This is a genomic window from Sphingomonas turrisvirgatae, assembly GCF_001721295.1.
In the GTDB taxonomy this organism is placed as follows: domain Bacteria; phylum Pseudomonadota; class Alphaproteobacteria; order Sphingomonadales; family Sphingomonadaceae; genus Sphingomonas; species Sphingomonas turrisvirgatae.
The window spans coordinates 16,134-38,904 of sequence record NZ_MDDS01000068.1 but is presented as its reverse complement, the minus strand read 5'-3'; the positions used below and the strand labels follow the sequence as shown (position 1 = coordinate 38,904).

Annotated in this window: 20 protein-coding genes; 8 read left to right on the top strand and 12 right to left on the bottom strand. The window is 66.4% G+C overall.

Annotated features, from left to right (window positions below):
• Positions 1-174: 174 nt before the first annotated feature.
• Positions 175-684 carry a TonB family protein gene (locus BFL28_RS20805; protein WP_131818680.1) on the top strand — a complete coding sequence of 170 codons (510 nt, stop codon included), beginning with the start codon at positions 175-177 and terminating at the stop codon, positions 682-684.
• A gap of 212 nt (positions 685-896) precedes the next feature.
• On the opposite strand, the gene BFL28_RS16905 is transcribed toward BFL28_RS20805, so the two are convergent.
• The 6 genes from BFL28_RS16905 to BFL28_RS16880 form a co-directional block, all read right to left on the bottom strand.
• Positions 897-2,177, bottom strand: coding sequence for a spinster family MFS transporter (locus BFL28_RS16905; protein WP_241527374.1), 1,281 nt, complete (start codon positions 2,175-2,177; stop codon positions 897-899).
• Positions 2,178-2,363: 186 nt separating this feature from the next.
• On the bottom strand, positions 2,364-5,330 hold the full coding sequence (locus BFL28_RS16900; RefSeq protein ID WP_069321694.1) for a TonB-dependent receptor plug domain-containing protein: 2,967 nt from the start codon (positions 5,328-5,330) through the stop codon (positions 2,364-2,366).
• 293 nt (positions 5,331-5,623) lie between these two features.
• Complete coding sequence (locus BFL28_RS16895; protein ID WP_131818679.1) at positions 5,624-6,682, bottom strand: serine hydrolase domain-containing protein; 1,059 nt, start codon at positions 6,680-6,682, stop codon at positions 5,624-5,626.
• A 91-nt stretch (positions 6,683-6,773) separates the two neighbouring features.
• Positions 6,774-7,844, bottom strand: a complete 1,071-nt coding sequence (locus tag BFL28_RS16890; RefSeq protein ID WP_069321692.1) for an acyl-CoA dehydrogenase family protein — start codon at positions 7,842-7,844, stop codon at positions 6,774-6,776.
• Positions 7,845-7,939: 95 nt separating this feature from the next.
• Positions 7,940-9,151 (bottom strand): acyl-CoA dehydrogenase family protein, encoded by a 1,212-nt coding sequence (locus BFL28_RS16885; protein ID WP_069321691.1) that lies wholly within the window; start codon positions 9,149-9,151, stop codon positions 7,940-7,942.
• Positions 9,152-9,291: 140 nt separating this feature from the next.
• On the bottom strand, positions 9,292-10,821 hold the full coding sequence (locus BFL28_RS16880) for an MFS transporter (protein ID WP_079247262.1): 1,530 nt from the start codon (positions 10,819-10,821) through the stop codon (positions 9,292-9,294).
• 287 nt (positions 10,822-11,108) lie between these two features.
• Here BFL28_RS16880 and BFL28_RS16875 point away from each other — a divergent pair, with 287 nt between their 5' ends.
• Complete coding sequence (locus tag BFL28_RS16875) at positions 11,109-11,813, top strand: glutathione binding-like protein (RefSeq protein ID WP_069321690.1); 705 nt, start codon at positions 11,109-11,111, stop codon at positions 11,811-11,813.
• A gap of 7 nt (positions 11,814-11,820) precedes the next feature.
• On the opposite strand, the gene BFL28_RS20355 is transcribed toward BFL28_RS16875, so the two are convergent.
• Genes BFL28_RS20355 through BFL28_RS16865 form a run of 3 tightly spaced genes read right to left on the bottom strand, consistent with a single transcriptional unit; the run spans position 11,821 to position 13,377 of the window.
• Complete coding sequence (locus tag BFL28_RS20355; protein ID WP_079247238.1) at positions 11,821-11,970, bottom strand: DUF2256 domain-containing protein; 150 nt, start codon at positions 11,968-11,970, stop codon at positions 11,821-11,823.
• 1 nt (position 11,971) lies between these two features.
• Positions 11,972-12,766 (bottom strand): SDR family NAD(P)-dependent oxidoreductase, encoded by a 795-nt coding sequence (locus BFL28_RS16870; protein ID WP_119184637.1) that lies wholly within the window; start codon positions 12,764-12,766, stop codon positions 11,972-11,974.
• Positions 12,763-13,377, bottom strand: a complete 615-nt coding sequence (locus BFL28_RS16865) for a glutathione S-transferase family protein (RefSeq protein WP_069321689.1) — start codon at positions 13,375-13,377, stop codon at positions 12,763-12,765. Before BFL28_RS16865 ends, BFL28_RS16870 begins: the two co-directional genes overlap by 4 nt.
• Positions 13,378-13,458: 81 nt before the next feature.
• Here BFL28_RS16865 and BFL28_RS16860 point away from each other — a divergent pair, with 81 nt between their 5' ends.
• The 5 genes from BFL28_RS16860 to BFL28_RS16840 all read left to right on the top strand — a co-directional run bounded on the left by BFL28_RS16860 (position 13,459) and on the right by BFL28_RS16840 (position 18,812).
• On the top strand, positions 13,459-14,997 hold the full coding sequence (locus tag BFL28_RS16860; protein ID WP_069321688.1) for a class I adenylate-forming enzyme family protein: 1,539 nt from the start codon (positions 13,459-13,461) through the stop codon (positions 14,995-14,997).
• On the top strand, positions 14,994-15,764 hold the full coding sequence (locus BFL28_RS16855) for a thioesterase family protein (RefSeq protein ID WP_069321687.1): 771 nt from the start codon (positions 14,994-14,996) through the stop codon (positions 15,762-15,764). Before BFL28_RS16860 ends, BFL28_RS16855 begins: the two co-directional genes overlap by 4 nt.
• A gap of 212 nt (positions 15,765-15,976) precedes the next feature.
• Positions 15,977-16,618, top strand: a complete 642-nt coding sequence (locus tag BFL28_RS16850; RefSeq protein WP_173655786.1) for an EF-hand domain-containing protein — start codon at positions 15,977-15,979, stop codon at positions 16,616-16,618.
• A 104-nt stretch (positions 16,619-16,722) separates the two neighbouring features.
• On the top strand, positions 16,723-17,445 hold the full coding sequence (locus BFL28_RS16845; RefSeq protein ID WP_069321795.1) for a response regulator: 723 nt from the start codon (positions 16,723-16,725) through the stop codon (positions 17,443-17,445).
• A complete protein-coding gene (locus tag BFL28_RS16840) occupies positions 17,442-18,812 on the top strand; it encodes a sensor histidine kinase (protein WP_069321685.1) in 1,371 nt (456 codons plus the stop codon). Before BFL28_RS16845 ends, BFL28_RS16840 begins: the two co-directional genes overlap by 4 nt.
• A gap of 613 nt (positions 18,813-19,425) precedes the next feature.
• Here BFL28_RS16840 and ndk read toward each other — a convergent pair.
• Positions 19,426-19,848 (bottom strand): nucleoside-diphosphate kinase, encoded by a 423-nt coding sequence (ndk, locus tag BFL28_RS16830; RefSeq protein WP_069321683.1) that lies wholly within the window; start codon positions 19,846-19,848, stop codon positions 19,426-19,428.
• A 123-nt stretch (positions 19,849-19,971) separates the two neighbouring features.
• Between ndk and BFL28_RS16825 the strand changes: the two genes are divergently transcribed.
• On the top strand, positions 19,972-20,751 hold the full coding sequence (locus tag BFL28_RS16825; protein ID WP_069321682.1) for a hypothetical protein: 780 nt from the start codon (positions 19,972-19,974) through the stop codon (positions 20,749-20,751).
• A 42-nt stretch (positions 20,752-20,793) separates the two neighbouring features.
• Here BFL28_RS16825 and BFL28_RS16820 read toward each other — a convergent pair whose 3' ends face one another.
• Together BFL28_RS16820 and BFL28_RS16815 are read right to left on the bottom strand one after the other, a co-directional pair.
• The gene (locus tag BFL28_RS16820; protein ID WP_069321681.1) at positions 20,794-21,234 is read right to left on the bottom strand and encodes a DNA polymerase III subunit chi; all 441 of its coding nucleotides are present in this window, start codon (positions 21,232-21,234) and stop codon (positions 20,794-20,796) included.
• Between the two features lie 10 nt (positions 21,235-21,244).
• A complete protein-coding gene (locus tag BFL28_RS16815; RefSeq protein WP_069321680.1) occupies positions 21,245-22,720 on the bottom strand; it encodes a leucyl aminopeptidase in 1,476 nt (491 codons plus the stop codon).
• Between the last annotated feature and the right edge of the window lie 51 nt (positions 22,721-22,771).

Here is a 22,771-nt window from a genome sequence, read left to right as displayed (position 1 = left end):
CATTTCGTAAGAAGGCGGTCGAATGACCGAGTTGCGGTCGAGCACTGCCGTTCCACAGTGACTGCAAGTGGCTGGAAAGCGGAGGGGTTTGAACCGGCTTGTGATCGACAGTTTACTATGCCCAACAGATGAAGGATCGGGGATGCCGTCAATCGCATCATCGTGGATTTTGCAGTGCCGCATCCCAATCGTTTGTTGATCTCACTAGTCTTCGCCGCGTCGACATCATCAATCGCGCTCTCACATGCCGCGGCGCAGACGGACTTTGTTGAAGGCATCCTCCCGCCGGGTAGTGGCTACCGTTCGGACAGCGAGGGCAGGCTCCGCAACTGCGTGCCACCGGAGGGCGTTTCAGTTGACCGCACGTTCAAAGCACAATGCCGGGCAGCACTGAAAGCCAACGCACTTGCGCGACGCGTGACGCCGATCGATCCTGAAGCGTGGCTAAATGGTGCCTATATCGACCGAGGCATTAAGGGTCGACGTCCAATTGGACGCATGAGGTTCAGGCTTGAAGTCGATGGCAACGGCAAGGTTGCCAGCTGCACTATCCTCAACCCCAGCGGTGACGATCAACTCGACCGCTCCGTGTGCGCTCGCCTCGTAAACGTGGCTCGTTTCGTCCCTGCACGCAACGCAGCAGGCCAACCGATTACGGCTGAATTCATTAGCTGGATCAACTAGAGTCGCTGAGCTCTGATGCGATAAGGCAACTATGGGCTCGTTGGTTGCCGTTCCGCCTTTCCGTCATCCCGGCCTTGTGCCGGGATCCACCGCGCAGTTGAGCCATAGCGCCCAAAACGGCAACTCAACGCTTGCGGCCCATCGGATCCCGGTACTGGGCCAGGCGACAGCGGCATCAACCTGAGCCGGATCACGCCGCGGCATCTCCAACCCTACGCCCCCCGCCGCTTCAACCACACCCCCGCGCGCCAGTAATGGAACAGCGCCCAGGGCGTCGCCGCAGCGAAGGTCAGCATCGCCCAGCGCAGCGACTCAACGCCGAACGTGGGCTTCAGCGCGTCGCTGATCACCCCGATCAGCGTGGGACCCAGCCCAAGGCCAATGAGGTTGATGACCAGCAGCGTCACGGCCGCCCACAACGCTCGCATCCGCAGCGGCGCCAACCCCTGGATCAGCGCGAAGGTCGGGCCGAGATACGAGTTCACCAGGATGATCGACACCCAATAGATCGGCACACCGACCCAAGGATCGCTCGACGCAAAGAACAGGAAGGACAGCGGCAGGCCCACTGCCTTCATCGCCAGCACCAGCCAGGCCTGCGTATGCAGCCCCCAGCGCGCCGCCGCCCAGTTGGCGAGCCACCCGCCGCCCACTGCCGACAGCGTGCCCGCCACCGCACCCACCGGCGCGACGATCGACGCGATCTGCAGCTTGTCGAGGTTCATCGACCGGATCATGAAACTCGGCCCGAAGGCGGTGTGGCCATAGCCGATCAGCGAGGTGATGGTGACGCCCATCACCAGGTGCACCGCCGCGCGATTGGCGAACAGCGACCGGAACCCTTCGCCGAACGCCGGCATATCGCCGTGGCTCGCGGCACTTTGGGTCGGATCGGACAGCCCGCGCCGCGGCTCGACGACGAACAGCTTGATCAGCACGGCCAGCAGAATGCCCGGCACGCCGACCGCGAACATCGCGACGCGCCAGCCATAGAAATGCGCTAACGTGCCGCCGATCATCGTGCCGCCCGCCGCGCCCAGCACAACGCCCAGCGAATAGATGCCCATCGCCCCGGCGCGCTTCTCGGGCGGATAGAGGTCGGCGATGATCGAATGGCTCGGTGGGCTCGACCCCGCTTCGCCAATCCCGACGCCGATCCGCGCCAGCAGCAGCTGCACGAAATTCTGCGCCAGCCCGCACACCGCCGTCATCCCGCTCCACAGCGCCAGCGCGATGGCGATGATGTTGACGCGATTGCCGCGATCCGCCAGCCGCGCCACCGGGAGGCCCAGTGTCGCGTAGAAGATCGCGAAGGCAAAGCCAGCAAGCAGACCCAATTGGGTATCGCTCAGCAACAGATCGCGGCGAATATCCTCCTGCAGGATCGCCAGGATCTGTCGGTCCATATAGCTGAAGAAATAGGCTGCGGTGAGCAGCGCCAGCGTGAACCCGCGCCGTTTGAGCGCCACCTCGTCCGTCGCTGGAACGCTCACCATACGCACCTCGTACTCAGTTGAGTTTGCGGTGCCGGCCCGTTCCCCCACCCGGCGCCCATCCAGAATAGGCTGCCTTGGGTGGCCGGGTGGGAGGAACGGGCCGGTGCCGCCCTTCGGCGCAAACCGAAGCAAAAAGAGGCTCCGCCGCGTTCCCCGCGCGACGGAGCCTCAGCCAGAACAGCTTCAGAACCTGGCGCTCACGCCGATCTTGAAGTTGCGGCCCAGCGGATTGCCCACGAACGGCTCGTAATTATAATCTTCGCGGGCAAAGGGCGGATCCTGGTCGAAGATGTTGTAGACACTGCCCGACAGCGTGAAGCGGTCGGTAAGCGCCCACTGGATCGTGAAATCGGCCGTCGTGAAGCTGCCGATATTGGCGCCGTTGGTCACCCGCGCGCCGCCCAGCGAGGGGTTGGGGCCAAAGATGCCAGCGGTCGTCACATCGGCGCGCTGATCGTACAGCCCATCGATGTAAGTGGCGGTCAGGCGCGCATCGACCGGTCCGAAGCCGAGTTCGAGATACGCCTGCCCCTTCCATTCCGGCACGGGATACAGCGTCGTCTGATAGTTCAGCAGGCCGACACCGTCATAGCCGCGCTGGACCAGCGTTCCCTCGACGAAAATGTCGCTGATCGCATTTTGCAGGGCATAGCTCACATTGGCGCCGATGCCGAACCGGCTGTCGGGACCCAGCAGGTCGTTGCTGCGATAGCCGACGACCGCATCGATCCCCTCGCTGGTGATCGAGGCGCCGTTCTGCCAGCGCGTGCTGACGCGGCTGATCGCGGTTCGCGCGGTCGTGGCGGTGCATGGCCCGGTCGAGAAGGTGAACCGCGCCGCCAGGGCCGTATTCGTGGCGCAGGTGTTGCCGCCGGTGCTCGGGAACAGCGTGTTGACCATCGCGATCAGCGGATCGGCGACCAGCACATCCTCCAGATCGTAGCGGTAATAGTCGAGGCTCGCGGTAAAGCCGCCGGCGTTGAACAGGATGCCTGCGCCATAGTTTTTCGACGATTCCGGCGTCAGGTTCGGATTGCCGAACACATCGACGGGGCGGAATGCGGTGTCGATGATCTGCAGCGACGTGACGGAACCGGCCGCGGTGATGTTGAGCGGCGGCGCGCGGAAGGTGGTGCCGAACCCGCCGCGGATCGCCAGCCAATCGGTGACCTGCCAGCGCGCGCGGATCTGCGGGTCGAAGGTCGATCCGGTTGCCCCGCCGTAATTCTCGTAGCGCGCCGCCAGCTGGACGTTCAGCGTGTCGAGGATCGGCAGCTGCATTTCGCCATACACCGCCCAGACATTGCCGGACAGGTCATAGCTGTTGTTGGTGCCCAGGAAGCCGAGCGCGCCCGTCGCCGGCCGTCCGCCGCTGCACGCCGCAGGATTGGTATTGCCGTTGATCGGCGTCTCACGGCACGGCGTGGTGACCAGATTGTTGTTGGCGTAATAAAGGCCGCGCTGCGACATGTCGCGATACTGCCCGCCGATGCCGAACTGCACCTCGCCGCCCGGCAGGCTGAAGCCGGTGCCGCCGCTCAGCGACACCTCGCCCACGATCAGGTCGGTGGTCACGCCCGTGGCCGATCGCACGAAGAACCAGTCGGTCAGCGCCGCACTGTTCGCCGGGCCGTTATTCTGCGTGTTAGTCTGCCCCGTTGCAGGGTTGCTCGCGATCGCGTTGCCGAACGGGTTGAGCCACAGACAGCCATTGGCGCCCGGCGTGGTTCCCGTGCAGTTCGGCCCGCCAAAGCCCAGCAGCGCGCGCTGCACGCGATCGCCGAAGCTGTCGTACCCGTCGATGTAGCGATAGTAATTGTGATAGGTGAAATTGGCGTTCCAGTTGAGCTCGTCACCCAGCTTGCCGCGCAGTTCGGCGGTGATCCGCGTGCTCTCGCTCTTGCGCATGCCGCGCGCCGACCCCGGCTCTTCGGCATCGTTCAGCGTTGATGGATTGCCGCCCAGCAGATACGGCCGATAGAGCAACGTCGGGAACAATGCGCCCAGCCCGGCCGGCTGCCCCGGATTGGCCGCGCGATAGGCGACCAGGCCCGGATTCTCGTTCGGCACATAGAAGCCGCTGGCCAGGAACCCGGCGAGCGCGGCGTACGGCGTCCCCGCAGCCGAGGCCGGCGATGGCGGCTGGGTCAGCAGGTAGGAGGGCGAGGTCAGGTAATGCGGCACCCGCGTCGCGCCATACAGCGCCGTCACCTGGAAGGTGGTGGAGGGCGACAGATCGACCTCGACATCCATGAATGCCTGCCCGCGCTTCTCCAGCTCGACCAGGTTATCGTACACCGAATAGTTGTTATAGCAGCGGTTGTCCTGGCCGATGAAGCCGCCCAGCGGCACGCACGATGCGTCGGCCGCCGGCGCGGTGATCGCGCCCGGTCCGGTCGGCGTGATGCCAAGGTACAGGAAGTTGCCGGGATTGCCGCCGCCAGTCCACCCGCCCTGCGGGTTCTCGGCATAGGGCTTGACCGCCCAGTCGCGGTCCTTGACCATCAGCTGCCCGCGCTTCTGAAAGCCTGCCGCGACCAGGAACCGGAAATTGTCGCTGGTGTGGCCAAAGCTCAGCGAGATATCGACATCGCCGTCCGACCCATCGACGAATCGGTAATTGGCTCCGCCCTGAAAGCCGTTCTGGTTGGTGCGGGTGATGAAGTTGACCACGCCCGCAATCGCTTCGGAGCCATAGGTGGCGGCAGCGCCATCCTTCAGCACCTCGACCCGCGCCAGCGCCGCCTGCGGCAGCAGGTTGATATCGACCGCCGGCACGCCGTTGCCCGATGTCGCCAGCCGCTTCGAATTGAGCAGCACCAGCGTGCGCTGCGGCGACAGGCCGCGAAGGTTCACCGTCGCGATGCCCTCGGCGCCCTGCGAGCGGCTGTCGAACTGGTTGGCGTCACCCAGCGACGCGCTCGAACTCGGCAGCGCCTTGATCAGCTCCAGCGTGGAAGGATTGCCCTGCTTGGCCAGTTCCTCGGCGCCGATCACATCGACCGGCAGCGCCGCATCCTCGGGCGTTCCGGCGATCAGCGATCCAGTGACCACGATCTCGGTCTCACCACCGGCCTGCGCCCATGCCGGCGTCACACCCGCGATCACCAGCGCCGTGAACCCGCACGCCCCCAAAAGCTGCTTTCTCATCGATCCACTCCCTCTCGGCTGGACCACTTCGCGGGTTCCATACCGTAAACTCGAATAGATCGGGATTCGGGTAGCGGGTCAAGCAGATAAAAGCGTTGCGAATTGCTACTTATACCACCGTACAGCCGCCCACGACGAGCGCCGGCGACGGCCACGGGTATGTTGAACGATAATTCGAAATGAATATCTTTATGACCGTGCGCGCCGGGCCGGAGGGACCACGGCACGACCGCCCCGGCCGCCGCCACCGCGATCTAGCGTGATCGGAAGCGACCGGCCGCTCGCCCTGCGGTTCACGCCTGGGCGATCGCCTTCACCCACGAACCGATCGCCGATTGATCCATGTCGGTGGTGTTGAAGATCACGATGGTCTCGCTGCGACCCAGCCGATGCGCAATATGCGTGCGATAACCGCCGACCTTGCCGGTCTCCCATGCCCAGGGCTCGCCATCGATCGACCGGACACGGCCACCCAGCGCATAGCTCTGGTCCGGCCAGCGCACCTCGACCAGCGCCTTGCGCGACGTCGCGGACAGCAGCGATCCGTGAAAGATGCCGTCGGCCGCGCGCATCGCGTCATCCACGCCGCCAGCGATGTTCCCGGTCGCCGCCACGAAGCCGGGCGCAGCCGAGATCTTGCGCTCGGGCGGCGCGATCGTGCCATAGGCCGCTGCCAGATGTGGCAGCACGGGTTCACCCGGCTGCGCGAACCCGGCCCCCGACATTGCAAGCGGTTCGAAAACCAGCCGCCTGACCACGGCAGGAAAGGCATCGTCTGCAACCCGCTCGACGATCGCGGCCACGATTACCCAGTTCAAGGCGGCATAATCCCATCCCTCGCCCGGCTCGAACGTCAGCGCGCCCCCGGCGAACCGCGCTACCATGGCCTGGGCGCTCGCCGAAGAGGTCCGCAATTGCGGCTCGCTTGCGATCTGGCGGCTCAGCAAGTCCGGGATGCCGCTCGTGTTGGACAGAAGGTGCCGCAGCGTGACCCTGCGACCAGTCCCGTCGGGCAGCTCCGGCAGATAGCGCCCGATCGGCGCATCGAGCGACAGGCGCTTCTGCTCGGTCAGGCGCAGCACCGCCACGCTCGTCAGCCATTTGGACGCCGAACCCCAGCGATATTGGGTTTGCCGCGTGATCGGCCGCCGCGCCTCGACATCGGCAAGGCCGACGCAGCGGATATGCGACACCCGGCCTCGTTGCCCGAATGCCAGCGCGCCGTTGAACCCTGCCGGCAGCGCGACCGCCTCGATCGCAGCGCGTTTCGCATCCACCGCGCGAGTGGCGCTCGCGGCGTTCCACGTCGCCAGGGCGGCGCCGCCGACCATCAACTCGCGTCTATTCAGCACCTTGATCCCCCGATCGGCGCATTGGCCGATAGGCGGGCCCTCGTCGCTGGACAAGCGCCATCCAAAACCGGCCGCATCCGGGCGCGCTACCTCAGAAGCCGCTCAGCCGCGCGAACCGCTCGCGGTGATAGGCCGCGTTGCCCCACATCTGCTCCACAACGCGCATGCGCTTGAGGTAGAAGCCGGCATCATATTCGTCGGTCATGCCGATGCCGCCGTGCAGCTGGATCAGCTCGCGGCTCATCAGATGGCCAACCTCGTTCGCCTTGGCCTTGGCCAGCGAGGCGGCGGCGCGCGTGTCGCCCCCCCGATCGATCGCGGCAAGCCCCGCCTCGACGGCGGAGCGCATCAGTTCGATCTCGCTGAACAGGTTCGCCATGCGATGCTGCAGCGCCTGGAACGTCGCCAGCACCTGCCCGAACTGCACGCGCTGCTTGAGGTAAGCGAGCGTGGTGTCGAACGACTGGCCGGCCATGCCCAGCATTTCGGCAGCGGCCAGCACCGCCGCGCGATCGAGCACCGCGTCGAGCAACCGTTCTCCACCGGCTTCAAGCTTCGCCGCCGGCGCGCCGTCGAACGACACGGCGGCATGGCTGCGAAAATCGGCGAGATGCCGGCGCGATACGCTGACCCCTTCGCCCGCCTCGACCAGATACAGACCGTCGCTAGCGGCCACCACGAACAGCCCGGCGCTGTCGCCCTCGGCCACGAACGCCTTTTCGCCCGACAGCTTGCCGCCCGATACGCTCGCGGCGATCTTGCCCGGATCGTGGCGCCCGCCCTCGTCCACCGCCAGCGTCGCGACCAGCTCTCCGTTCGCGATGCGCGGCAAATAAGCCGATTTCTGCTCGTCGCTTCCGCCCAGCAGGATCGCCGAGGCAGCGACGGCCGATGCGGCGAGCGGGCTCGCCGTCATCGTCTTGCCCAGTTCCTCGATGACCAGGCCCAGGCTCAGCCAGCCGAAGTCGCTGCCGCCATGCGCTTCGGGGATGATGATCCCGGTCCAGCCCATTTCGGCCATCGTCCCGAACGCCGCGGGATCGAATCCCGCCGCCTCGTTCGCATCGCGTACCTTGCGCCACGCAGTCACCGGGCTTTCGTTGCTCGCCCATTCGCGCGCCATGTCGCGCAGCATCGTCTGTTCGTCAGTCAGAACGGCCATTTTCTTCCCCTCGTCATCCCGGCGCGGCCGGGATCTCGTGCGGCGAGCGCACGGTTTGCAGCGCGAGACCCCGGCCTTCGCCGGAGCGGCGGCCGCTATTGATGATCCAGCATCCCCAGGATGCGCTTGGCGATCACGTTGTTCTGCACTTCGGTCGACCCGCCATAGATTGTCGTCGCCTTGCCAAACAGCCACGCGCGCACGCCGGTCAGCTCGGCTTCGCTGAAGCCCTCGCCTTCCCAGCCCAGCCCTTGCAGCCCCTGGATCTCGATCGTCAGTTCGGCGCGTTCCTGCCCCAGCTTGGTGCCCACGGTCTTGAGGATCGACGAGACTTCGGACACGCCGCCCACCGCCTTGCTCTCCGCCATCACGCGCATTGCGGTCAGCTGGAACACGCGCCAGTCCATCTCCCACTTCGCGATCCGCGCGCGCAGGTCGGGGTCGGCGACGCGGCCCTGTTCGTCCACACCGACATACTTCTTCGCGATGTCGGCCAGCGAGACCCCGGCCGTGCGGAACGCCGATCCGCCGCCCGACAGGTTCGTGCGCTCGTGCTGCAGCAGCCGCTTGCCGATCGTCCAGCCCTGCCCCTCCTCGCCGACGCGGTTTTCCTTGGGCACCTTCACATCGGTGAAGAAGGTCTCGCAAAAGGGCGACATGCCGCTGATCATGCGGATCGGCTTCACCTCGACGCCCGGCGCATCCATGTCCATCAGCAGGAAGGTGATGCCGCCCTGCTTCTGCGTCTTGTCGGTGCGCACGAGGCAGAAGCATTTGTCAGCCCACTGCCCGCCCGACGTCCAGGTCTTCTGCCCGTTGACAAGGTAATGGTCGCCGCGATCCTCGGCAAAGGTTTGCAGGTTGGCCAGGTCGCTGCCCGCATTGGGTTCGGAATAGCCTTGGCACCAGCGGATCTCGCCGCGTGCGATCGGCGGAATATGTTCCTGCTTCTGCGCCTCGCTGCCATATTCCAGCAGGGTCGGGCCGAACATCATCACGCCCATGCCGCCGATCGGGTTCCACGCCCCGGCGCGCGCCATCTCTTCGGCCAGCACCTTGGCCTGCTCGCGATTGAGCCCGCCGCCGCCATATTGTTTTGGCCAGGTCGGCACGCCCCAGCCCTTTGCGCCCATCGCCTTGCGCCACGCGGCCTGCTCCGGCGTCTCCTGCGTCGGGCCTTCGACGGCCGACATGGCATTGTCCTTGCCCTTCAGCGATGGCGGGAAATTCTCGGCGAGGAAGGTGCGCACTTCCTCTCGGAAATCATCCAGTTCCGTCGTCGGGCGTTCAGTCGCCAAGGTCGCCATTTTCCCTCCTGAATGTCGAATGCGATCGGTGGTCCGATGCTCGATGTTGGTCGGCATGGTCGCTCGCGCGATTCCGCCCGACCCGCGGCTATTCACTGATTTGAAGATGCGGTATGGAATTAAAAGCGTCAATCCGGATTCTATCGGCTGGGCCCACCCAAGGGAATATTGTCGAGTTCGTTGGCGCGCGCCTGCGCCTCGCGCGCGGCCAGCGCGGCAAGGTTGGCTTCATGTTTGGCGCGGGTGATAGGATAGAAGAACAGGATCAGCGCCCCCAGCGTCCACAGGCTGATCGTGGTCGGCACATAATAGCCGACGACATCATGGATCATCGCGTCGGTCACTTGCCCCGGGGCGGGCTTCTCGGGAAAGTCGGCCCAGACCAGCAGCTTGCCGGCAAGGTAGATGCCGATCGCGGTCGAGCATTGCTGCATGAAGCTGGACGCGGCGAAGAAAGTGCCGGCCTCATGCCGGCCCGTTGCCACCGCGCTGTCCTCGACCACGTCCGCCAGCATGGAACTGGTGTTGATGAGCGAGATCGCGACCATCGCGCCATAGATCGCGCCGACCGCGAACAGCGCCGGCACCAATAGCGGGTTGCCGGGCACGAAGAAGATGCCGTTGATCGACAGCAGCAACGGCGTGAGGCCGATCGCCACCCCCAGCACCGCAAACACCATCGAACTCATCCGCTTGCCCAGCCAGGCCGACATGACCGGCGCAAGCGGCGCGGCCAGCGTCGCGGCGACCAGGCTGTCGACGGTCAGGATGGCAAGCTGCGCGCCGGTCAGCTTGTAGAGGTACGTGTTGAAGAACAGGGTCGTCGCGCTGTACAGCCCGATCGCCGAATATTTGAGCACCCCGAATCCGAAAATCGCCAGGAACGCGCGGTTCCTGAGCGCTGCGCCCATCTCGCGCAGATGCGCGCCGAACGGCATATGCTCGGCCCGCACCTCGGCCTGGCGCAGATAGGGGATGCGCTTGTGCGTGCCGATGCCGCAGATCAGGATCGCAACGATGATCGCCAGCGCGCCGGCGATGGCAAAGCCGGGATATCCCGCGGGATTGAGCTGGCCGCGCGGATATTCGGGCGTCGCGGCGAAGAAGGTCAGCAGGCAGATCGTGGTGAAACCATAGGTGCCGGCATAGCCGAACCACCAGCGCAGCCCGAACAGCCGCGTCCGCTCGCGATAATCCTGTGTCATCTCGGGCGTCATGGCCGAGGTGTTGATCTCGAACGCGCTGATCGACACGCGGGTCAGCGCGGCAGTGACGAAGATCCACGCGCCCATCTGGAACTCGGTAAGGCCCGCGGGCGGGAACCAGGCGAGCAGGAAGAACAGCGCGGTGGGCGCGGCCGAGCCGTAGATGAACGGGTGGCGTCGTCCCCAGCGGCTGCGCGTCACGTCCGACCACCGGCCGATCAGCGGATCGGCGATTGCATCCACGACCAGCGTCAGCGCGACGGCGCTGGCGACGATGCCGGCCGGCACCCCGATGATCTGGGTGTAGAAGAACAGCAGATAGCTGGTGAACGCCGCGTTCTTGATCCCGTTGGCGATCGCGCCGGCGCCATAGCTGACGCGCATGCCACGGCTGATCGGCGGCGCATCCGCCGGAGCATCGAGTGAGCGCGCTTCCACCCCGCCGGCTTGAGCCACGGTCGCCATCCTCATCCTCCCGCCCGCCTCTCGCGGTGCTTGGTTCGAAGATGCGGTACGGATTACCTTGCGTCAACCCGGAACGTCGCGGATAGACCAGCGCGACCAACATCGAGCGGTGGATGCAAATCGCGATTGGACAAAGCCGGTGGGCAATGTCGAACGAGCGGACGGCGCGCGGAAATAGTCGATCGCCCGGACATCGCCGTACGACGTTCGCGCATTGCCGCTTGCGTGACGAGCGCGTGATCCCATCTGTTGCGCCTGCCCCCAGACCCCAGCCAACGGAGACGCGCATGATCGACCTGCATTACTGGCCGACGCCGAACGGCCACAAGATCACGATGATGCTGGAGGAAACCGGCCATCCCTATACCATCCATGCCGTCAACATCGGCCAGGGCGAGCAGTTCAAGCCGGAGTTCCTGAAGATCGCGCCGAACAACCGCATGCCGGCGATCGTCGATCGCGAGCCGGGTGACGGCGGCGAACCGATCAGCGTGTTCGAGAGCGGGGCGATCCTGATCTATCTCGCCAACAAGACCGGCAAGTTCTTTGGCGAGACGCAGCGCGAGCGTGTCGAGCAACTGCAATGGCTGATGTGGCAGATGGGCGGACTGGGTCCGATGGCGGGGCAGAACCACCACTTCAACATCTATGCGCCCGAGAAGCTGCCCTATGCGCAGAAGCGCTATATCGACGAGACCAACCGCCTCTATGGCGTGCTCGATCGGCAGCTGGCCGGCCGACCGTTCGTCGGCGGCGAGCATTATTCGATCGCCGATATGGCGATCTATCCGTGGATCGTGCCGCATCGGGCACAGGGTCAGGACCTGGCCGACTTCCCGCACATCCAGCGCTGGTTCGAAGCGGTGAAGGCGCGGCCCGCCACGGTGCGTGCCTATGCCAAGGGCGAAGCGATCCGCCCCAGCGACACGCCGATGACCGACGAGCAGAAGAAGATATTGTTCGGGCAGACCGCGGCGGTGACGAAGGAATAGGCACCGATCATGGCGCCGGTGCGGCCCCCTGGCCGCGGCAACGATCCGAGCAATATCTGACCTGATCCCAGTCGCGCGCCCACTTCTTGCGCCACGCGAACGGACGGGCGCAGGCGGCGCAGACCTTGGTCGGCAGGGTCAGTTTCCGGTGGGCCAACCTAGCCGCGCCCCGGCCGGCGGGAGAGGCCGATGTCGAGGTGCGCGCCAGCGTCGAGCAGCGTGACTTCGCCCGTGATCGCACGGCTGGCGGGATCGAGCAGGTTGACGACCGGGCCGGCGATGTCGTCGGCCTGGGCGGCAAGCTGCATCGGCGTCTGACTGGCGATGAAAGCTTCGAATTTGGCGAAAGCTTCCGCCGTCATCCGCTCGCTGAACCAGCCGGTGCCGACATAGCCGGGCGCGACGGCATTGACGCGGATGGCGGGCGCGAGGACGCGCGCCAGGCTTTTCGTCATCGTGATGAGCGCGCCTTTCGATGCGGCATAGGCGACCGACGAACCATTGCCGAACACCCCTGCGACCGAAGCGATGTTGACCACGGCACTTGCCGGCCCCGCGCGCATCGCCGGAGCGCAGGCGCGGATCATCTGGAACGGCGCGACCGTGTTCAGGCGATAGATGTCGAGAAAGTCCTGGGCATCGAGCGCGTCGAGATCCTCGTGATCGGCAAACTTGGTCCTGCCCGAATTGTTGACCAGCAGGTCGATGCGGCCGAATGCGTCGATAGCGGCGGCGGCGAGCGCACGGCACTGCGCATCGTCGGCAATATCGGCCTGCACCGCGATGGAGCCATTGCCGGTCTCGGCGGCAAGCGCCTCGGCCGCGTCGCGGCTCGACGCATAGTTGATGACGCAGCGTACGCCCCGCCCGGCCAGCCGCCGCACGACCGCGGCGCCGATGCCAGTGCCGCCGCCAGTGACGATCGCCGCCATCCCCGCCATCACCACGCTCATGCTGCCGCGCTCGCACGAGCCGACACACGCCGGTGCCAGTCATTGAGGCGCGCCAGGTCATCTGCAATCGCCAGGCCGATAAACGTACCGAAGTCGATCGTGGTGAGCAGCAGAATATCGGCGATGCTGTAATGCTCGCCAGCGATATAGGGCGTTTCGCCAAACGCCTCGTCGAACATGGCGTGGGCGCGCTCAATCGCCGGACGGTTGCTCTCGCCGAAATCCTTGTACTGGTGCGGCACGACCCGCGCGGTGAAGGGGTGGGTGTGGACCCAGATCATGCCGGTCGGCGCCATGAGGCGAAGTTCGATGCGGCGACTCCACATCTCGATCCGCGCCGCGTCGAGCGCGTCGCGGCCGAACAGCGGCGGATCGGGGTGCAGCGCCTCGAGATAGCGGCAGATGGCGACGCTTTCAGTGATGACCGTGCCGTCGTCGAGCTTGAGCGCGGGCGTCTGGCCGAGCGGGTTGATCGCGCGGAAGGCGTCGGACTTGTGCTCCCCCTTCAGGATCGACACCTGTTCGGTCGGCAGTTCGATGCCCTTTTCGGCCGCAAAGATGCGTACCCGCCGCGGGTTCGGCGCAGGGCTCGGCGAATCGTAGAAGATCATGGCGGCGCTCCTTTTTCGAATTTTGCGTATGGCAGCAATGCGCGGCTTCGCCTAGCAATGCAGCTGAATCGAGGAGCGGGAATGCAGACTGCCGCACAAATGCTGGCCGCGCCGTTCGGCACCTTGCCCGACCTGATCGCGGCCCATGCGCGCGAGCGCGGCAGCAAGCAGGCGATCGTCCATGGCGCGCGTGCGATCGACTATGCGACGCTGAACCGGGCGATGGACGCGGTCGCCGTCGCCCTGCAACATGCCGGCGTGACGCAGCGCGAGGCGGTCGCCATCGTCGGGGCGGTCGGCATCGAATATGCCTGCGCGTTCCTGGGCGCGATCCGCGCAGGTTGCGCGCCCACGCCGATCGCGCCGTCCGCGACCGGCGATCAGATTGCGGCGATGATCGCCGATTGCGGGGCGAGCGTCGTCTTCCTCGATGCGGGCGCGGCGGCGTCGCTGGGTGACAGGCCGCTGGCGGCGACCCGCGTGGCGCTCGACGGCAGCGACGCGGGGATCGCCTATGAGGCGTTCGCGATCGAAGGCGCGCAGCCGGACCCGGTCGTCATCGCGCCCGACGATCCGTTCAACATCATCTACTCCAGCGGCACCACCGGCACGCCCAAGGGGATCGTTCAGCCGCATGCGATGCGCTGGGCGCATGTCGCGCGGGGCGATGCGGCGGGATTTAGCGAGGCGGTCACGATGATCGCGACCCCGCTTTATTCGAACACGACGCTGGTGAGCTTCATCCCCACGCTGGCCTGGGGCGGAACGGCGGTGCTGATGGGCAAGTTCGATGCGCGCGGATTTCTGGAAGCGGCGCAGCGCAACCGCGCGACGCATGCGATGCTGGTGCCGGTGCAATATCAGCGGATCATGGCCCTGCCGGACTTCGACGCGTTCGACCTATCCAGCTTTCGCCTCAAGACCTGTACCAGCGCGCCCTTTTCGGCAGCGCTCAAGGCCGATGTGGTGGCGCGCTGGCCCGGGTTGCTGGTCGAATATTACGGCATGACCGAGGGCGGCGGCACGTGCATCCTCAACTGCACCGCGCATCCCGACAAGCTGCACACGGTGGGGCAACCCGCGCCGGGACATGACATTCGCCTGATCGACGATGATGGTTGCGAGGTGGCAGCGGGCGAGATGGGCGAGGTGGTCGGGCGCAGCGGCGCGATGATGTCGGGCTATCATGGGCGTCGAACCGCGACGAGCGAAGCGGAATGGTTCGATGCCGAGGGACGGCGATATATCCGCCATGGCGATGTCGGGCGGTTCGATGAAGACGGGTTCCTGATCCTGATGGACCGCAAGAAGGACCTGATCATCTCGGGCGGGTTCAACATCTATCCGAGCGACCTGGAGGCGGTGCTGGGGCAGCATCGCGCGGTGCGGGACTGCGCGGTCGTCGGCGTCCCCTCGGCACAATGGGGCGAGACGCCGGTCGGCTTCTATGTCGCGGCGGATGCGACGCCGGCGGAGGCGGTGCTGGCGGCAGTAAATGCCGGCCTCGGCAAGACGCAGCGGCTGAGCGCTCTGGTGGTGGTGGACGAGCTGCCGCGCAGCGCGATCGGCAAGGTGCTGAAACGCGAATTGCGCGAACGATATATGGAGGGGGCGGCATGACTTCGCTGACGGCGCTATTGGCGGGTGCGGCGCGGACCGCGACGGGCTTCACGACGCATATCCCATCGAACTGGCTGCAGGGGCGCACAGCCTATGGCGGGCTGTCCTCGGCACTGGCACTGGCGGCGGCAAAGCAGGTGGAAGCGGACCTGCCCCCGCTGCGTTCGGCGCAGATCGCCTTTATCGGGCCGCTGTCGGGGGAAGTGAGCGTGACCGCCACGACGTTGCGACGCGGGCGCAACGCGGCGTTCGTCCAGGCGGATATCGTGTCGCAGGTGGGGCTCGGGTTTCGAGCGACCTTCGTCTTCATGGCTGCGCTCGAATCGTCGGTCGCGCTGGAGCGCACGACGCGGGCCGCTCACACGCCGCCCGCCGCCGATGCGCCGCTCTATACCGGGCCGGCCGAATTCTTCACCGGCAACTTCAACTTCTTCGACCTGAAGGATGCGGCCGGGCCGGTCGAATGGCTGCGCTGGGGACGGTTGATCGAGCGCGACGGGCTGGACCCGGAGATCGAGCTGATGGCGCTGGGCGACGCGTTGCCGCCTGCCGCGTTCAGGCTGTTTCAAAAGATGACGCCGCTGTCGTCGCTGACGTGGCAGGTCAATGTGCTGCAGCCCAAGCCCATGACGCGCGATGGCTGGTGGCTGATTCAGGCGGATACGGACCTGGCGCAGAACGGCTATTCGAGCCAGCGCATGCGGATGTGGGACGCCGACGGCACGCTGGTTGCCGAGGGGATGCAGGGCGTCGCCATCTTTGGCTGAGCGCTGGCGCGCAGCGGTTCCGGCCCGCTCCCCCACCCCCCCACCCATTCAGGATATGCCGCCGATGGGTGGGGGAGCGGGCCGGAAATGCCGCCAGCGACGCGACAATTTGCGACAGCTTTTCCGGGCGGCTGACATAGCGTCTCGACACGCGCGGTCGAAAAGGGCCACCATCAGCTGAGGCGCTTTGCCGGCTGGAGATGGAGCCCGTGATGAAGAAATGGATGATTGCGACCGCGATCGGCGCGCTGGCGACTGCCGGCACCGCCGTCGGGATGCAGGCACAGCCTGCCCCCGCGGCCAAGGCGCCGCTGACCAAGACCGACATGCTGGCCCGTGCCGACGCGCGGTTCACGGCCCTGGATACCAATAAGGACGGACAGTTGAGCGCGCAGGAGCGTCAGGCGGGCATGGAGCGCGCGCGTGCCGCACGGGCCGAGCGTCGTGGCGGCGAGCGGCCCGAGCGCGGTCCGGGTGCCGGCCGCCGCGCAGGTGGCGCGGAGCGGATGCTGGCGCGCATCGACACCAATGGCGACGGCCTGATCAGCCGGGCCGAAAACCGCGCCGCCGCCGAAGCGCGCTTCGACCGCATGGACGCCGACAAGGACGGCAGGATCGAGCGCGGCGAGCGGCGCGGCAAGCATATGGGCATGCGCGGCCATGGCGGCCGTGGCGGCATGATGCGGATGGCCGACACGAACGGGGACGGCGCGATCAGCCGGGCCGAGTTCGACGCGGCGTCGGCCAAGCGCTTTGCCAAGCTCGACACCAACAAGGACGGCAAGCTCGACGCGGCCGACCGTCCGCAACGCCGCATGACGCGGCCTGCGCCGGCATCCACGCCCGGCGCCTGACGCACGAACCGCCGGGCGGGCCGCCCTCCCCCGCGCCCGCCCGGCATCCTCCCCGGCACGGGAAGGATTGAGTGCACATTCATCGGAATGCTAACCCTATGGACATGACCGCCGAGACCCCGCACCTCCTACTCGTCGACGACGAGCGATCGATCCGCGAGCCACTGGCGCAATATCTGACCAAGCAGGGCTTTCGCGTCACGCAAGTCGGCGATGCGGAAGCGGCGCGGACGCGATTGTCGGCCTATTCGATCGACCTGGTCGTGCTCGACATCATGATGCCGGGCGAGGACGGGCTGTCGCTGTGCCGCCATATCCGCGCGACCAGCGACACGCCGGTCATCCTGCTGACCGCACGCAGCGAGGAAACGGACCGCATCGTCGGCCTGGAAATGGGCGCGGACGATTATGTCGTGAAGCCCTTTTCCCCCCGCGAACTGGCAGCGCGGATCAAGGTGGTGCTGCGCCGCATGCAGGCCGGGGGCACGCGCCTCGCCGCGCCGGAAACCGGCAGCTATGCCTTCTCCGGCTGGGTGCTCAAGACCGGCGAGCGCGCGCTGGTCGATCGTGAGGGCGTGTCGGTGCCGCTGTCGACCGGCGAATACAACCTGCTGCTCGCCTTGGTCATGCGCCCGCGCGCGGTGCTGACCCGCGACCAGCTGCTCGACCTGACGCAGGGCCGCGAGGCGGCGGCGTTCGACCGCGCGATCGACAATCAGGTCAGCCGGCTGCGCAAGAAGATCGAGCCCGATCCAAGAAACCCGAGCCTCATCAAGACGGTGTGGGGCGGCGGCTACACGCTCGCGAGCGACGTCACCAAATTGTGAGACGCATCCTCCCCACCAGCCTGACCGGCCAGATCGCGCTGCTCGTCGCGCTGGCGCTGTTCGTCGCACAGGCGATCAACTTCGCGCTGATCCTGCGCGAGCGGCGGCAGAGCCAGTATCTGCAAGTCACCGCGCCGACCATCACGCGCATGGTCGATGCGGCCGAGCGGCTGCGGGACGGCCGGTTTCGCAATCCGCCCGAGGCACGAAACCAGCGCGATGGTGCGCGCGGGCGGCTGCGGCTGGAGCAGGCCAATCCCATTCCTGCGGGTCTGCCGCGACGCAGCGATGTCGAGAATGGCATCCGCCAGGGCCTGCGCGAAGCCAATCTGACCGTCGGCAGCATCGTTACCGGGGTCAAGCGCATCGACCCGAGCGATGCGCGGTTCGCCAGGATGAACGTGTTGCGGGCAGAGCGGATGAAGCGGCTGGGCGCCGAGCTGCTGGTCGCGGTCGAGATCCCCGGCAGGGGCTGGCTGACGCTGACCGCCGGCTGGCCGCGCGGCGACGGCGACCTGATCTGGCGGCTGATCGCGCAGACGCTGATCCTCTATATCGCGGTGCTGATCCCGGTGCTGTGGGTCGGTGCGCGCGTGGGGCGTCCGCTGCGCAAGCTGGCCGGTGCAGCGCGTGATTTCCATCCCTCTACGCCGGCCACGCCGATCGAGGAGCGCGGCCCGGGCGACGTGCGCGCGGTGATCGCAGCCTATAATCTTATGAGCCGGCGCGTCACCGCGATGCTGGACGAGAAGGACCAGATGCTCGGCGCGATCGGCCACGATCTGCGCACCCCGCTCGCCGCGCTACGCGTGCGGATCGAATCGGTCGAAGATGACGAGGACCGTGCCCGCATGGCCGACACGATCGACGAGATGAACAAGACACTCGACGATATTCTCAGCCTCGCCCGGCTGGGCCGCCCGAGCGAGTCGCCGACCGAGACCGACCTGTCGGCGCTGATCGACGCGGTGGTCGCCGACTTCCACGACCTGGGGCAGCCAGTCGATTACGAGGAGGGCGAGCGGCTGATCCTGCGTGTGCGGCCGGCGCTGATGCGGCGCGCGGTGCGCAACCTCATCGAGAATGCCGTCAAATATGGCGGCGGCGCGGAGGTGGCGTTGAAGCAGGACGCAGCCAGCGTGCGGATCGAGGTCGCCGACCGCGGCCCCGGCATCCCGGCCGAGCAGATCGCCGCGGTGTTCGATCCGTTCACCCGCCTGGACGCGTCGCGCAACCGATCGACCGGGGGCGTGGGTCTTGGCCTGACGCTGGCGCGCGCGATCGTGCGCGAGGCGGGCGGCGATATTTCATTGGGCAATCGCGACGGCGGTGGGCTGTGCGCGGTGATCAGCCTGCCGCGGGGGTAGCGGCAATTGGGTGGTTAGCTGCCGTTTAACTATTCCAGTTACCGGCACGCCATCGTTCGGTCGTGCGCCGGGGTGCGCGACGTTTTCTAATCCATTCAAAAACGACTGGCACGAGCAACGTGATCCCCAGCACGATGGCGAGCACACTGATCCCCATCCACGTGAAGGCCACCGCCTCAGACTGCATGAATGGGCGATCACCGAGAGCGAGGCCGCCAGAAGCTCCCGCCCAGCCCACAGGGAATAGGATCGCTCCAGCTATCGCCCTGCGCCTGAAGGACATCCACTTTGGGAAAAGCAACAAACCGGCGATCAACGCGACCGTTGCCGCCCATTCTCCAGCTTCTTTCCAATCCATCGGACCATTCAACACGGTTGCCAGATGATCGCAATGGGGTCGTTAGCCGTCATTCCGCTTTGACCGCCTTGCCCGGGCCGTCCGCGCGATGAGCGATGGCCTACCTGCTTGGGCGGCTTTGCGCGGGGCGGTGTGGATCCCGGTACGAGGCCGGGATGACGGCCGTTGGACAGGGTCAAGTCGAGGCAACAAAAAGGCCCCGCTCCGTTACGGAGCGGGGCCTTTTGTCTCACGCTAACAAGTAGCGCGGCGGCTTTAGCCGACGATTTCTTCCGGCTTGAAGAAGAACGCGATCTCGATCGCGGCATTCTCGTCGCTGTCCGAACCGTGGACCGAATTCGCTTCGATCGATTCGGCCAGTTCCTTGCGGATCGTGCCGGCTTCCGCGTTCGCCGGGTTGGTCGCGCCCATGATGTCGCGGTTGCGCTGCACGGCGTTCTCGCCTTCCAGCACCTGAACGACGACCGGGCCGGAGATCATGAATTCGACCAGCTCGCCGAAGAAGGGGCGCTCCTTGTGCACCGCATAGAAGCCCTCGGCCTGCTCGCGAGTCATCTGGATGCGCTTGGACGCGACGACGCGCAGGCCGGCTTCCTCCAGCATCTTGGTAACCGCGCCGGTCAGGTTGCGGCGGGTGGCATCGGGCTTGATGATCGAAAAGGTCCGGGTCGCGGCCATGGCCGTGCGGCTCCTGTAATTGGATGTTGCGGGAAGTTCGCGGCCCTTTAGTCTTGGGGGCAAGGGGATGCAAGCGGGGGCCTTGTGACGGGGACGAGACGGCACGGCTGGCGCACGCGCATCATGGGCGGCGAACGACGGCAAAAGTTCGTGCGCGAGGTTGGCAGCGTCGTTTTGGGCGTGCTGATCGCGCTCGGCCTGGGCGCGATTGCCACCGAAATCGGCTGGCGGGTCGAAGTGCGCGGCGCGCGCGCAGCGATGAGCGGCGAGCTGGGTGAGCTGATCGGTCAGGGCGAAGAGCGCGTGAAGATCGAAGCCTGTATCGAGCGGCGTCTGGACGATGTGGCACGGGTCGTTCGCGATGCTGAACGGATCGGGCGCCTTGCCCCGCTCGGCGACATCGGACTGCCGCCCTACCGCACCTGGCCCAGGGGCGTGTGGCAAAGCACGCTGGATGCGCAGACCGCGGCGCATCTCGACAGTGAGTTGCTCGACAATTACGCGACCGCCTATGACTTCGCCGATCAGATGGCGACACTACATCGCGGCGAACTCGACATCTGGACGCGTCTCCATACGCTGTCCGGTCCCGGCCGAGCGTTCAGTGCCGAAGAGGCCCGCACGCTAGAACTCGCCATTTCGCAGGCCAGGTTCGCCAACCGGATGATGGCGCTGGCCGGAATCCGGATGAAGCAGGTCACGAGCGCCTACGAACTGGGCTATGACCGGGCCGAGGCCGATCTTTACGCCAAGCAGCCGATCGCCGCATTTATCATCTGTCAGCCGATCGCGACGGAAATACCGACCGGCTACGGCCAGGCACCGATGCGCGGGGTGTCGCAACGTGCACTCGACAATCCGATCACGCGGGCATCGCTTGGTTTGGGTGTTAAACGCCAGTAATCGCTGTTTCAACTAACGGCCGTCGACATAGCCGGAGCAAGCTCAAGCCGCCTGGCCCCAGCGGCCATTCTCATCCTGCTTGAAATAGCGCCGTTCTACGCCCTGGCGGTCGGCAAGCGCTTTCCAGGCGGCGCGCGATTCCGCGATCCGTTCGCCGTCGAAGAAGTGGAAAGCGCGATCGAAGGCAAGCGCTTCGTCGCGCCAGACGCCGTCGATCAGCGCCACGAACCGTGCGCCATTGGCGGGATCGACCGCTTCGCCGATCAGCACCGGCTGCAGGCTGTCGTCCCCGGCCCCGGCCTGCGCATGCGGCAGAAAGCTATCGGCCTGCCACGTCCAGAGCGACGCGTCGATCTGGCGGCGCTGACCCTCGTCGCCTGAAACGACGAGCAGGCGGCCGCCGGATTCCACCACCTTGACCGCGATGCTCGGCAGCGCGCGCTCGACCGGCGTCGTGGTCAGGTGGTAGAAATCGACTTGCATCGCGGCCGCGTCAGCCCTCGAAATTGTCGCGGACGAAGCGGTCGAGCAGGCGCACGCCATAGCCGGTCGCACCCTTGTCATAGGTGCTGCCCGGCTTGTCCGCCCACACCATGCCGGCGATGTCGAGATGCGCCCAGCGCACGCCCGGCTCGACGAAGCGCTGGATGAATTGCGCCGCGGTGATCGAACCCGCGCCGCGCGGCCCGACATTCTTCATGTCGGCGATGGGGCTATCGATCAGCTTGTTGTACGCGTCGCCCAGCGGGAAGCGCCAGAGCAGGTCGCCGGTCGCACGGCCGGCGGCAAGCAGTTCCTCGGCCAGGCCGTCGTCATTGGCGAACAGGCCGCCATGTTCGGACCCCAGGCTGATGATCATCGCGCCGGTCAGCGTCGCCAGATCAACGATCGTCTTTGGCTTGAACGTCGCTTGCGTCCAGGTGATCGCGTCGCACAGGACCAGCCGGCCCTCGGCGTCGGTGTTGATGACTTCGACCGTCTGGCCCGACATGGTCTTCACCACGTCGCCCGGGCGCTGGGCATTGCCGTCGGGCATGTTCTCGACCAGCCCGCACACGCCGACAACGTTGACCTTCGCCTTGCGTGCAGCGAGCGCCTTCATCGTGCCGGCGACCGCGCCGGCGCCGCCCATGTCCCACTTCATGTCTTCCATGCCCGCGGCGGGCTTGATCGAGATGCCGCCGGTGTCGAAGGTCACGCCCTTGCCAACCAAGGCAAGCTCGACGTCGCCCTCCCCCTTGCCGTTCCAGCGCATGGCGAGGATGCGGCCTTCGCGCACGGAACCCTGCGCCACGCCGAGCAGCGCGCCCATGCCCAGTTCTTCCATCTGCGCGCGGTCGAGCACGGTGATCTCGACGCCAAGCTCGGCCAGGTGCCGGCAACGCTCCACGAAGCTGTCGGGGTAGAGGATGTTCGGCGGCTCGCTCACCAGCGTGCGGGTGAGTTCGAGGCCGCCGGTGAGCGCCAGCATCTCGTCCCAAGCCGCCTCGCTGCCCGCCGGCGCATTGGCCAGCACGATCGAGTCGAGCGTCGGCTTCTGCTTGTCGGTCAGCTTGGTGCGATATTCGTCGAAGCGCCAGCCGCGCTGAACCGCCGCCCCGGCGAAGCGCGCGACCGCGCGGCTGCTGGGCTGGGCCGCGAGCGCCGCGAAATCGACCGCGACCGCCGTGATGCCGGAGGTCAGGAACCGCGCGGTCAGCGCGCCGCCGGCCCGCTCGTAATCCGCTTCGCTACCCGCGCCGACACCGAGCAGCACCAGCCGGTTGGCCTCGTCCCCGCCGGGCAGGAAGATCTCGGCCAGCGATCCGGCCTCACCCTCGAACCGGCCGGCCTTGGCCGCCCCGCGCGCGAGCGCCAGCGTCGCCTCGTCCAGCGTCGCCGCGGCGATGCGGCCGACCCCGTCCTTCTCGACCGGCAGCACCAGCACGGGCGTCTCGGCGGGACGCGTGGCGGCAAATGTTACGTTCATGAAACTTCCTGTTCCTGTGGATCGTTGTGTCGCTCGTTACCGCTTATCTAG